We start from the raw sequence: 11,934 nt of genomic DNA, 5'->3' as shown, positions 1-11,934 counted from the left end.
TTTCTTGGATTGTGCGTAACTACTTGGAAAGTAGCAAGAGCGAATCCGTGTACCTTTTTTCCTGCTCTATAAGAAGATCTTCGATAATACCGATTCTCTTGGGGTAAATAGATTCCTCGTTAATTGAAAATAAGGTAAAGTTGCAAGGAATGAAATCCAGCAAGTTAACCAATTTAAAACTATTAAAGAACTTTATAACTTCTTCCGGCCTGAATACGCGCATCACGCCTGACATTTGGATGTCGTCGTGTGATGCGATCTCGTTGGTGAAAGAGACCAGGGCAAGCCCGCCCTGTTTTAAAACCCTGTAAAACTCAACGGCCATTTTGTTAATAAGATCATCTGAAGGAATATTGGACAGGTAGTTTAAGCAGACAGCAATATCAAATGTATTATCATTGAAATTAAGCGTGTCTAGGTCTATTTTGACAAAGCTAAGCGTTTTGCTTAAGATGGCCTTGGCCCGGTCAATGGCTTGCGGGCAAATATCGGCCACGGTGATATTTTGGGGTTCAGCCCCCAGCTTTAAAAAGAATGAAACCAGTTCATGGCTGAATCCGGTAATAAGAATAGACTTTTCCGCCAGGCTTTTCATCTCGAATTCGCGCAGTACGGTAAATAATACTCTTTCAATAAATCTCTCCCTGAGGAATTTATTAAGATAATTGTCTGATAGATTCTCTTCGTTATCCAAGAAACCAATTTTCTTGTAATAATTATAAAAAACATTCTCTAATTTTTTGTTTATTAAACCTGCTTCTTTTTTTGTCATAATAAAATTTTCCTTTCTATAGTGGTTACATAAAGAAGGATACTTGTTACCATGCACTAAGACCTCCGTCCACGATGACATTCTGGCCGGTTACGTAACTGGAGGCGTCTGAAGCGAGGTATATCAACGCTCCGACCATTTCCTGAGGTTGGGCCATCCGCCCCAGGGGAACGCGAGTGGAATAATTTTTTTTAAATATATCGTTTTGCCCGCTCTCAACGCCACCTGGCGTAATTGTGTTCACTCTGATACCCATGTCAGCCCACAGGGTGGCGAGGTATTTCGTCAGCCCGATGACTGCCGCTTTGGAGGCGGCGTATACCGCCGGGGTGTTGATTTCGCGGTTCAGGTAATATGAGCCTTCATAAATCCGGTGATCGGGTCCCATGACGCCATAGATCGAAGCTGTCTGGATAATCGTGCCACCCTTGCCTTGAGCGATCATCTGCCTGCCCGTGGCTTGAGCTACTAAAAACATGCCGTCCATGTTTACTGACATGATCCTGCGCCACTCAGCCGGCGAGTATTCAGTGGTGGGCGCGAAATAGGCGTTAAGGTCAGTTGATTTACCGGCCGCGTTATTATGCAAAATATTGATTTCTCCAAATGTTTCAACAACTTTTGATACCATTATGTTTACAGACTCCGGCGCAGAAACGTCGCAACCCAAGCCGGTTGCTTTAATACCATATTTTTTTGCCAACTCCGCGGCGAATTCACCGGCTGCTTTTTCATCCAGGTCGACCACCGCGACATTTGCGCCGAACTCAGCCAGTCCGGAACAAAAATGTTTTCCCAGAATGCCAATTCCACCTGTAACTACGGCGGTTTTACCTTTTAGACTAAATAGTTCTGAATAGGTTTTATTCATCATAATGCGGTCTTCTCTTTTCAATTAGCAATTTTACCAACTCAAAATCGAGTTCGGAATCAATGTCAACAGAACGTTCTATTGGCATCACATAAAGTTGTGTATCTTTGAAAAATACTGTATCATTAGCAATTAATGTGTCCCTTTTCCAGACATAAATTGATGCATTCATATCATAGCATTTTGGCGCATCTTGCCTGCGGAAGACCGGATTTGGCAGTGTTTTTGACAGAACCGCTGTCCCGCTTTCGTTTATTTCGACCAGATTAAAATAAGGAGAGCGGCGGGCAGGTGCGCCGGTGATCACGTTGGAAACCTTCTTTTCTTCCAGCAACCTGACAGCTTCCACAATATCATCCGGTGTTCTCAATGGCGAGGTTGCGTCTAATTCAACTATGACATCATAAACTCGCCTGCTAAGTTTTTCTACTTCCAAAATGCAGTGCCTGATAGCCGGTATCTTCGGTGCTTGATCCGTAGCCAATTCCGGAGGCCTTTTTATTAAATAGTCGGCTCCCCAATCCTTGGCTACTTGGAGAATGTTATCAGCATCACTACTGACAGCTATAGCGTCAAAAAGACCTGATGAGCGCGCCTGGATGATGCTGTGTGCAATAAGTGGTTTGCCTGATAACTTACGGATGTTTTTGTTCGTAATTCCTTTCGACCCGGCCCTGGCGCATATGGTGCAGAGCCTTATCATTTGTAATCCACTCCTTTTCTGCAACGGACTGTTCTATCGCTTCAATCATTTCTATTATAGCCAACCCTTCTTCAATGCTGCACAGGCAACTAAAATCTCCGTTCAATATTGCTTGATGTTGTAAACGATAGGTAATATTTTCATCTGTTTCGAAGTAGTCTCTTGTTCCATTAATTTCCAAAATGCTGTTGGCCAGGTCTGCTATAATAGTACAATTATCGGTATTGACAAGGATTTCCCGCCGGGTAACGCGGTCGAGGTAATTTATGTGAACAGCAGCTACCGGACACCTGCTCATTTCGAACAGGATGGAGAAAATATCATCACTGTCTATTTGCAGGTGGCTGAAATGCCCACCTAGTGCGGTTAACTTTTGCCAACCGCTTAAAATCCAGTTAAGATAATCCAGTTCATGGCTCAGGTCTCTGAGGACTCCACCGCCTGCCGCTTTACTGGCGGAATAACTTAACCTGTAGTCCGACTGAGGGCGCCATAATGGCAGGTATTGTCCACAGTAGGCTTGCGCAAACAATATTTTTTCATTTTTTAATAAGTTATATAATCTTTGCATTACCGGATGAAACCTCAAATTATACGCCACAAAAATTGCCTGAAAATTATTCGGAGGGGGTTCTTTAAGAGAGTTGAATAAAGGTTTTTCCACCAAAACTATCCCTTGAAAACCAAGCTCAGCTATGTAAATAAGTGTTTGAGAATGATCGCATGTTTTATTTGCAATGACGATGTAGTCAGGTTTTTCAGTGTTAATGGCCCGATCTATATGTTCATATTTGATGCCATAGTCTATATCATACTGGCTGACTACAGCTACCCTGCACCCTAGATTCTTTAGCACTTTAACATGTTTTGAGCCGATTGAACCATAACCGATGACTAGTACTCTCATAATCATTTCCCCTGTTTTACCTCTATAAATAATATCGATTCTTTGGACTATAAATTAAGATCAACCCAAAACTTCTTGATCGATATTAGACTTAAGACAATGTTTTTATTTCGGCAGGTTGGGTATAAATCCTTTTTTCGACAGTAAATTTTCTAATTGATACCGCAATAGACATCATGTTACAATGTTTTTACCAGTATTTATATATCAATGGAGTAAATTAATATGAAACAGAAGATTTTGGTCACCGGGGCAGGTGGTTTTATCGGTTCCCACCTCGTCGAAAAATTGGTGGGACTGGGTCATGAAGTGAGAGCGTTTGTAAGATATAACGCCCGGAATGACTGGGGTTGGCTGCAGACGTTGCCATGTATAAAAGATATCGAAGTGTATACGGGTGATATACGTGATTACGACAGTGTAAGGCAAGCTGTTAAAGGGATGGATACCGTATTTCACCTTGCGGCGCTTATCGGTATCCCTTACTCTTATGTGTCGCCACTTGCCTATATTAAAACTAATGTCGAAGGTACATATAATATTCTGCAGAGCGCCAGGGAAGAAGGCATTGGCCGCGTTGTGTGCACTTCCACATCCGAGGTTTACGGCACGGCGCGTTACGTACCTATTGACGAGAGCCATCCCCTGCAGGCACAATCTCCTTACGCGGCAACAAAAATCGGCGCCGACCAGTTGGCGCTGAGCTATTACCGCTCTTTCGGCTTGCCGGTGGTTGTTATCCGGCCGTTTAATACTTTTGGTCCCCGCCAGTCAGCAAGGGCGATCATCCCCACTATTATTACCCAAACAATCAGTGGAAGCGGGTTGGTTAGCTTGGGTAACCTTAAGCCCACCCGCGACTTGAACTATGTGCGTGACACGGTGTTGGGTATGATTACTGTAGGCAGGTCGGATAATGCTATTGGACAGGTTGTTAATGTCGGTAGCGGCAGGGAGATTTCCATTGAAGAGCTTGTCGCTTTGATAGGAAATCTGATGGGTAAGGAAATTATCGTTAACGAGGATGAAGCCAAGGTAAGGCCGGGCGCAAGCGAAGTGGAGCGCCTTTTGTGCGATAATAAAAAAGCCCTGGAACTTGCAGGATGGAAACCTAGTTATGATCTGGAGCTTGGGTTGATTGAAACAATCAAATGGCTAGGCGAAAATATCCACCTGTATAAGCCGGACTTATACAATGTGTAGAGTGGAGGCGCGTTATAACTGATGCGTATACCGTTAGACGCTCCTAATATCGGCGAACTGGAGAAAGAATACGTCATGCGTGCTTTCGAAAGCGGTTATGTTTCTTCCGCTGGCCCGATGGTAGCAGAATTTGAAGAGCGCTTTGCCGTCTATGTGGGCGCGCGGTTTGCCGTGGCGATAGTGAACGGTACTTCTGCTATCCACCTCGCCCTCAGGCTTCTTGACATAGGTCCGGGTGATGAAGTGATTGTACCAGCCTTAACTTTTATCGCCACGGTGAATCCTGTGCTTTATGTAGGCGCCACTCCAGTGATTGTAGATGTTGATCCGGCGACATGGAACATTGACGTGGACAAAATGAAAAAGGCGTTGACCGCGCGTACCCGGGCGATTATTCCAGTGCATTTATATGGCAATCCGGCCGACATGACTTCCTTGATGAAGGTTGCGTTCAATCATAATTTGAGGGTTGTTGAAGATGCCACTGAAGCTTTAGGGGCCACATGCAAGGGGAAAAGCGCGGGTACAATCGCGGATATGGGCGTGTTCAGCTTCAATGGTAACAAGGTGATTACCACGGGCGGCGGCGGCATGCTGGTTACCAATAACTCAGATCTGGCAAACCGGGCGCGTCTGCTGGTCAATCAGGGCCGCGAAGCCGGTATTTTCGAATACGAACATCAGGAAATTGGGTATAATTTCAGGTTGAATAATTTGCAGGCTGCTTTGGGTTTAGCCCAGTTGGAACGGTTGCCGGAGTTTTTAAAAAACAAGCGGCGCTATGCCGCTCTTTACCGGGAAATGTTCAAGGATGTGACTGGCTTGAGCTGGCAGAAAGAGCTTGGGGAAGCAAAAAGCAATTGGTGGCTGTTTTCATTGCTGATGGACCGGGAGCACTTTGGCGAGAATAGGGCGGAAGTGGCCAGGCGGCTCCTTGCGAGGGGGATTCAGGTGCGGCCTCTTTTTACCCCCTTGTCGCGACAGCCTGCTTTTGCGAGTGCCGGTTTTGCAAAATGCCCTGTAGCTGAAAATTTGCATGAAAGAGGTCTTAATTTGCCGGGTGCCAGTTTTCTTACGGAAGAAGATATCTATGAAGTGGGCCGGGCAATTTTAGGTGGGTGATTTCTTTGGGTGCATCCCCTGTTGTAGTTATCGGTGCCGGCGGACATGCGACTGTGGTCTTAGAAATAATTAAAAAAACAGGTGTTTATGAAATAGTTGGTTACACTGGTCCTGTTAGGCGGCAGCCTGCCACGAACTGGGATTTAAAATATTTAGGGGATGACAGTGTTCTGCCTTTCCTGCGCAGACAGGGAGTTAAACTCGCGGCTCTCGGGGTCGGCGCAGTGGGAGATAACAGACTGCGGTGCAAACTGTATGAGCAGGTCCGCGCCTACGGTTTTTCCTTTCCGCCGTTAATTCACCCGGACGCTGCTATAGCCGGTGATACTGGTCTTGCAGACGGTGTGTTGGTTGCTAGGAGTGTGGTGATTAATCCTGGTGTGGAAATCGGCAGTAACACAATTGTCAACTCAGGTGCGATAGTTGAGCATGATTGCTCACTGAGTGAGCATGTGCATGTTTCGCCAGGGGCTGTGTTATGCGGTGGCGTTAAAGTGGGCCGTTTAGCGCATGTGGGTGCCAACGCGGTGGTAATTCAAGGACTGACCATTGGTGAAGGAGCTTTGGTAGGCGCCGGGTCTGTGGTGCTCCACGATGTCGAGCCGTTAACCGTGGTGGCCGGGAATCCTGCCAGGGTGATTAAAAAAATGGAAGAAAGGTTTTAACAGTGCGCAGGGTTGCAGTCTTTACGGCAACGCGGGCCGAGTACGGTTTGCTAAGGCCGGTGATCAAAAGCATCAAAAATTCCAATCGGCTGGATTTGTCCCTTATCGTTGCCGGTGCTCATCTAGTGCCGGGCCAAGGCTTGACGGTGCAAGAAATATTGGATGACGGGTTTACTCCTGATTGTCTGATAGATAATGTTCTTTTTTCCGACAGCCCCGACGCTCTGGTTAAATCAGTCGGCCTGGGACTGATTGAGATCGGTGGTTATTTTACTAGTCACCCGGCGGATATTATCCTCCTTCTGGGGGACCGCTATGAGCTATTTATTCCTTTGGTTGCCGCGTTGATGCACCGTGTGCCTGTAGCGCACCTTTGTGGCGGTGAAACTACTGAGGGTGCTCTTGACGAACAAGTGCGCCATGCCATAACCAAGATGGCCCACCTGCACTTCCCCAGCGCCTTTGAGTACGGGCGGTGTTTGCGGCAAATGGGGGAGGAGGCATGGCGAATTCACGTTGTAGGTTCGCCGGTTGTGGAAAACATCCGCTGCGGGAATGTAATGGGTATCCGGGATATAAACGCCAAGTTCGGTTTTAACCCGGAACTACCGACATTACTGATTACCTACCATCCAGAGACAATAGCAAAAGAAAAAGAATCAATTGGTCAGATAAAGAGCTTAATTGCCGCGCTGAAGGAATTTTCAGAGTATCAGCAGGTTATCACCCATCCGGGGATAGAGGTCGGATACCTGGAGGTTGTCAAGGTATGGGAAGAATATGCCGCGGTAAACCCCCGCGTTAAGCTGTTTAATAATCTTGGCTCGCGAGGTTACCTGGGAGTGATGAAAAACGCGGCGGCAGTAGTGGGCAACTCGTCCAGCGGGATAATTGAGGCCCCTTCATTTAAAGTACCCACGGTTAACGTAGGGGATCGGCAAAAGGGACGCCTGCGGGCTGAAAGCGTGATAGACGTATCTTGCCGCAAAGACGCCATAGTTGCCGGGCTGCGGAGAGCCTTGCATGAAGAAGATTTTCGCAGTCATTTGAAGGAAACGAAAAATCCATACGATCCGTATGGTGACGGGAAAGTAAGCGAGCGAGTTATTTCGGTTCTAGAGTCTGTTTCGTTAGACCGGCGACTATTGAATAAAAGACTGGATTTCCCTTCTCCCGGAGAGGAGGCTTATTTGAAGTGCTAAAAGACAGGATCTTTATTATCGCTGAAGCCGGGGTTAACCACAACGGCTGTCTGGATACTGCCAAGAGCCTGGTTGAAGTGGCTGCGAAAGCGGGGGCTGACGCGGTAAAATTTCAAATGTTTAATCCGGAAGAACTCGTTGCCAAGAGTGCCTGCCGGGCGGCATACCAGCGGTCAAATATGCCGGCGCGCAATGAAACGCAATTGGAAATGCTCAGACGCCTGGCTATGACCCGTGTGGAATTTCGGGAACTGGCGGCTTTCTGCAGCCAGCTTGGTATTGTGTTCTTGTCTACTCCGTTTGACTTCCCAAGCGTGGATTTTTTAGATGAATTGGGAGTGCCCTATTTTAAAATTAGCTCAGGTGATTTAACCAATCACTCATTCTTAAAATACATTGCAGGCAAGAAGAAAAAGCTAATATTATCAACGGGTATGGCATCGTTAGGTGAGGTGGAGGAGGCTCTTGATGTGCTGCGGCAAGCGGGACAGGATGATACTATTCTTCTGCACTGCACATCTAGTTACCCCGCCGCGTTCAGGGAAGTAAACCTGCGGGCAATGCTCACGTTGCACCGGGCCTTCAACTTGCCGGTTGGTTATTCAGACCACACTGAGGGTATCGAAGCTGCGATAGCGGCGGCGGCAATCGGGGCTTGTGTGATTGAAAAACATTTCACGCTGGACAGGGGGATGGAGGGGCCGGACCACAAGGCTTCAGTGCAACCTGATGAACTGGTAGCAATGGTTAGGGCGATCCGCAATGTCGAAAAAGCTCTGGGGGACGGTCGTAAAAGGCCAAGTGAGAGTGAAAGGGACATTATGCGGCACGCCAGGAGAAGTCTAGTTGCGGCAGATGATATTTTTGCAGGAGAAACCATTACAGAAAATAAGCTTACTGTAAAACGTCCCGGCACGGGCATTCCGCCGAATATGTTAAATATCATTGTTGGGCGGTTTGCCAGAGTGGACATTCAGAAGGATTCGGTTATAACCTGGGATATGATTTGAAATCAAGGAGCATTCAAATATTATGAAAAGAGAAGATTCACTAAAAGAAATTCATATATCACCCGGTGAGCAAATTGTAAGCGCGCTTGCACAAATGGACCGCACAGCCCGGCAGATACTGCTTGTTATCGATGATGGCGACGTCTTGCTCGGAACTGTAACGGACGGTGATGTGCGACGTGCGCTTCTAGAAGGGGTTAACTTAAGTGAACCTATCTCCAAAATAATGAACAGCCGCCCTAAAGTGCTTCCTATCGGTTCTTCATTCGATTCTGCCCGTAGATTGATGATTGAAAACGGTATTAGACATGTACCACTGGTTGATGACGACGGTCGGGTTGTTAAATTGTTAATATGGCAGGATTTATTTTTACATCAAGTTGAGGAGAGGTCGGAAAATGTTGTAATAATGGCCGGCGGAAAGGGTACGCGTTTAGATCCTTTCACAAAAATACTGCCGAAGCCTATGATTCCTTTACATGATAAGCCTATTATTGAAGTGATTATGGACAGGTTTAACCACCAGGGTTTTGGTCATTTTATACTCTGCCTGGGTTACAAAGGAGAAATAATTCGTCTTTATTTTAATGACGACAGGCGCCCGTACAGCGTGGATTTTGTTCAGGAAAAAAGCCCTCTGGGAACAGCAGGCGCCCTTTCACTACTCGGTAGTCTTGTTGACAGCACTTTTATATTAACTAACTGTGACATTATTGTCGAGTTGGATTACGGTCATTTACTTGAATACCACAAAGAACGGCAGCATTCGATCACCGTAGTCGGAGCTTTAAAGGAGTTTGAGGTTCCGTATGGCGTTTTACACTCGGAAGGAGAGCGCTTTTGGATACATGAAAAACCGAACTTTCATTTTTTGGTTAACACTGGTATTTACGTATTAGAGCCATATTTATTGCCGTATATTCAAAAAGAAACTCCTTTAGACATGCCGGAATTAATAGAAACTGCTCAATCACATGGTATGAGCGTGGGAATTTATCCGCATCACGGCAAGTGGTTTGATATTGGGCAGTGGGATGAATACCAGATGACATTAAAGATGTTTAACAACATAGGATTGAGCGGCTGATAAATTACCCTTATTTAATATCTGAAAGGTTTATTTAATATTTAAAGATTAATTATTATTGTGTATATTGAGTTCCTGGCTTGAGGTTACTTATTTTTTCAAAAACTAGCCGGATGAAAGGGACTATCTCATTTTCAAGCAATTGACCTACGGAGTGAGTGTCTTTGTTTTCTATTGATTCAAGTATGCTATTGAGCGCTTCCATATAAGGCTGCCAGCTAGTCTTGATATCTGTCACATTATCTCCCTGCGGAAGTATAACAGGCAGTCCTAGGACAACTTCATTAAACCAAGTTAAACCCTCATTTGCGTCACTTAAAATTTGAAAGCCATTCAGGTTTTCATTTTTTTTAAAATGGTCAGACGCCCTGGATAATCCGTCTATTAGGCGAGGCAGATAATCCATGGCGGAATCAAAAATCTCATCAGATAACTCTTTGATGTCATCCATTAATCCTCATCCCTTTCTGACTTATTTCTAGGTAATATTACAGTAAATTTACAAAATTTTCAAAATGGCTTATTGTTAAACTATATTCGACATAAAAATAAGATTTCCTTTGTATTGATTTCGAATGTTCCATTAAATTGATTGACTATCAATTATTGATAAACCTTCGGTGGAAATGTATTTCGGCAGTTCATTGCTTGTTATAACTTTTATCGACAAATTGGGTTGCTAGATTAGTATTTTTGATATAAAATTGGCAGTAATTGTTCATTCTGGGTAGTTCGTAGTAGAATAAATATCAGCCGATAAACATTGACAGTATTGCATTCTAGGACTTGTGTCCTAGAAAAAATTAGTGCTTTCGCCTTATTTGCTATAACAAGTATGAAGGATAAAATTAGGGAAAATTACCTAAAAGATGAGAACGATGTTAAAAAAGGAAAAATATTAGGTGGTTATGGCGTAAATTATCGACTGGCAACTAATAAGGCGAATGGTAACTGTTTACCATAAAGATGGCAGCGATGAGATAAAATGACAGTTGGTATTTATTGTATGCGGCGGCGGCAAAAATGTCTTAATAAAAGGAATTTGTGCGTAAAGATTTAAAAAAATTGGTATTATTTTGTCCTTTTTAGAAGGATAAAATTTTTTAATGTAGAATATTCACTAAATAATTTTTAGGTAAGTAGTTCCTCATATTATAAAAATTTTCCATGAGCTAGAAAAAAATAATGCCAATTTTCGGCATTATATATGGAGGTTTGCAGGTGGATCTTTTTTCCAACCAAGTAATGGTTGCCCTGGTAAAAGAGTTGGATGCCTGTACTCTGCGCCAGAGAGTGATGGCTAATAATATTGCCAACGTAAATACGCCGGGTTTTAAAAAATCTTCTGTGGAATTTGACGGTTTATTAAAAAAAGCTCTGAGCAAGGAGCCTGCCGAGATGCTCAGGACTGACCCCAGGCATTTTGGCGGGAAAACTTCTTTGGCCGAACTGAAGCCGGAGGTTTTGCTTAACAAAACTACCACTATGCGCACTGATGACAACAACGTTGATATTGACGAGGAAATGGCCAATCTGGCCGCTAACAGCATGCAATACCAGGCGGTCGCCAGAGAGCTGAGCGACCGTTATTCCGGTTTGAGTTACGTTATTAAGGGGAGGGGGTAAATAAATGGCAGGCTTTTTCAGTTCTTTTGCGATCAGCGCCTCTGGCCTTACGGCGGAAAGATTGCGGCTGGACTTGATCGCTAATAATATCGCGAATATGAATACCACCGGCACGCCGGATGATCCGAGCAACCCTCCTTACCGCAGGAGGATTCCTTTGTTCGCCCAGATACTGAAGCAGGAAGAGGAAACCGGCGCGTCGCAGCCGTTTTTCAAAGGCGCCGGCGTGCGGGTGACCAAGGTGCTGGAAGACAACAACCCGCCCAGGCTGGTCTATGAGCCTACCCATCCTGACGCGGACGAAAGAGGCTATGTAGCTTATCCGAATATTAACGTTGTTAATGAAATGGTCAATATGATTACCGCCACCAGGGCTTATGAGGCGAATGTGACGGCTCTGAACGCCGCCAAGGATATGGCCTTGAAAGCGCTGGAAATAGGCCGCGGTTAAAAGGAGGACAGGCAAATGCAAGTGTCGCCCGTAGGACTGGCTTTACCGGTGCAACCGGCGGGGTCCGGGAATAAACCGGAAAGCGGGGGTAGTTCTTTCGCCGAGATGCTGGACAACTCCCTGAAAAAATTGAATGACAGCAAGGTTAACGCGGACAATCTGACGATAAAGTTTCTCACGGGTGAGGTTCAGGATTTTCACCAGGTTGCCATAGCCATGCAGGAAGCTAGTTTGACCATGCAGCTGGCGGTTGAAGTAAGAAACAAGGTGATTGAGGCTTATCAGGAAGTCTCACGTATGCAGATATAGTACTTT

14 protein-coding genes are annotated in these 11,934 nt (G+C 45.2%); 9 read left to right on the top strand and 5 right to left on the bottom strand.

The window, feature by feature from the left end; genetic code table 11:
• Positions 1-19 precede the first annotated feature (19 nt).
• From A4E54_RS06875 to A4E54_RS06860, 4 genes are read right to left on the bottom strand one after another with little or no spacing between them, the layout of a single operon-like run.
• Entirely contained in the window at positions 20-772 is a 753-nt protein-coding gene (locus tag A4E54_RS06875; protein ID WP_240083231.1) for a class I SAM-dependent methyltransferase, read from the bottom strand.
• A gap of 46 nt (positions 773-818) precedes the next feature.
• On the bottom strand, positions 819-1,646 hold the full coding sequence (locus tag A4E54_RS06870; protein ID WP_240083230.1) for an SDR family oxidoreductase: 828 nt from the start codon (positions 1,644-1,646) through the stop codon (positions 819-821).
• On the bottom strand, positions 1,636-2,346 hold the full coding sequence (locus A4E54_RS06865; RefSeq protein WP_240083229.1) for an acylneuraminate cytidylyltransferase family protein: 711 nt from the start codon (positions 2,344-2,346) through the stop codon (positions 1,636-1,638). The genes A4E54_RS06870 and A4E54_RS06865 overlap by 11 nt, the downstream gene beginning before the upstream one ends.
• Positions 2,279-3,253, bottom strand: coding sequence for a Gfo/Idh/MocA family protein (locus A4E54_RS06860; RefSeq protein WP_240083228.1), 975 nt, complete (start codon positions 3,251-3,253; stop codon positions 2,279-2,281). Before A4E54_RS06860 ends, A4E54_RS06865 begins: the two co-directional genes overlap by 68 nt.
• A gap of 225 nt (positions 3,254-3,478) precedes the next feature.
• Between A4E54_RS06860 and A4E54_RS06855 the strand changes: the two genes are divergently transcribed.
• Genes A4E54_RS06855 through A4E54_RS06830 form a run of 6 tightly spaced genes read left to right on the top strand, consistent with a single transcriptional unit; the run spans position 3,479 to position 9,542 of the window.
• Positions 3,479-4,456 (top strand): NAD-dependent 4,6-dehydratase LegB, encoded by a 978-nt coding sequence (locus A4E54_RS06855; protein WP_240083227.1) that lies wholly within the window; start codon positions 3,479-3,481, stop codon positions 4,454-4,456.
• A gap of 21 nt (positions 4,457-4,477) precedes the next feature.
• Positions 4,478-5,578: a LegC family aminotransferase gene (locus A4E54_RS06850; protein WP_240083226.1), complete on the top strand. Its 1,101-nt coding sequence runs from the start codon at positions 4,478-4,480 to the stop codon at positions 5,576-5,578.
• A 5-nt stretch (positions 5,579-5,583) separates the two neighbouring features.
• Positions 5,584-6,243 (top strand): acetyltransferase, encoded by a 660-nt coding sequence (locus A4E54_RS06845; RefSeq protein ID WP_240083225.1) that lies wholly within the window; start codon positions 5,584-5,586, stop codon positions 6,241-6,243.
• Positions 6,244-6,245: 2 nt separating this feature from the next.
• The gene (gene neuC, locus A4E54_RS06840; RefSeq protein ID WP_240083224.1) at positions 6,246-7,445 is read left to right on the top strand and encodes a UDP-N-acetylglucosamine 2-epimerase; all 1,200 of its coding nucleotides are present in this window, start codon (positions 6,246-6,248) and stop codon (positions 7,443-7,445) included.
• A complete protein-coding gene (gene neuB, locus A4E54_RS06835; protein ID WP_240083223.1) occupies positions 7,439-8,455 on the top strand; it encodes an N-acetylneuraminate synthase in 1,017 nt (338 codons plus the stop codon). Before neuC ends, neuB begins: the two co-directional genes overlap by 7 nt.
• Positions 8,456-8,477: 22 nt before the next feature.
• On the top strand, positions 8,478-9,542 hold the full coding sequence (locus tag A4E54_RS06830) for a nucleotidyltransferase family protein (protein ID WP_240083222.1): 1,065 nt from the start codon (positions 8,478-8,480) through the stop codon (positions 9,540-9,542).
• Positions 9,543-9,597: 55 nt separating this feature from the next.
• Here A4E54_RS06830 and A4E54_RS06825 read toward each other — a convergent pair whose 3' ends face one another.
• Positions 9,598-9,993, bottom strand: a complete 396-nt coding sequence (locus A4E54_RS06825) for a DUF8042 domain-containing protein (RefSeq protein ID WP_240083221.1) — start codon at positions 9,991-9,993, stop codon at positions 9,598-9,600.
• 770 nt (positions 9,994-10,763) lie between these two features.
• Here A4E54_RS06825 and flgB point away from each other — a divergent pair.
• Genes flgB through fliE form a run of 3 tightly spaced genes read left to right on the top strand, consistent with a single transcriptional unit; the run spans position 10,764 to position 11,928 of the window.
• Positions 10,764-11,168, top strand: coding sequence for a flagellar basal body rod protein FlgB (flgB, locus tag A4E54_RS06820; RefSeq protein WP_240083220.1), 405 nt, complete (start codon positions 10,764-10,766; stop codon positions 11,166-11,168).
• A gap of 4 nt (positions 11,169-11,172) precedes the next feature.
• A complete protein-coding gene (flgC, locus tag A4E54_RS06815; protein WP_240083219.1) occupies positions 11,173-11,619 on the top strand; it encodes a flagellar basal body rod protein FlgC in 447 nt (148 codons plus the stop codon).
• Positions 11,620-11,634: 15 nt separating this feature from the next.
• Positions 11,635-11,928, top strand: coding sequence for a flagellar hook-basal body complex protein FliE (gene fliE / locus A4E54_RS06810; RefSeq protein ID WP_240083218.1), 294 nt, complete (start codon positions 11,635-11,637; stop codon positions 11,926-11,928).
• Positions 11,929-11,934 lie beyond the last annotated feature (6 nt).

It is taken from the genome of Pelotomaculum sp. PtaB.Bin117, from assembly GCF_002067195.1.
Classification (GTDB): domain Bacteria; phylum Bacillota; class Desulfotomaculia; order Desulfotomaculales; family Pelotomaculaceae; genus Pelotomaculum_D; species Pelotomaculum_D terephthalicicum.
This window is presented reverse-complemented; position numbering and strand designations above follow the sequence as displayed.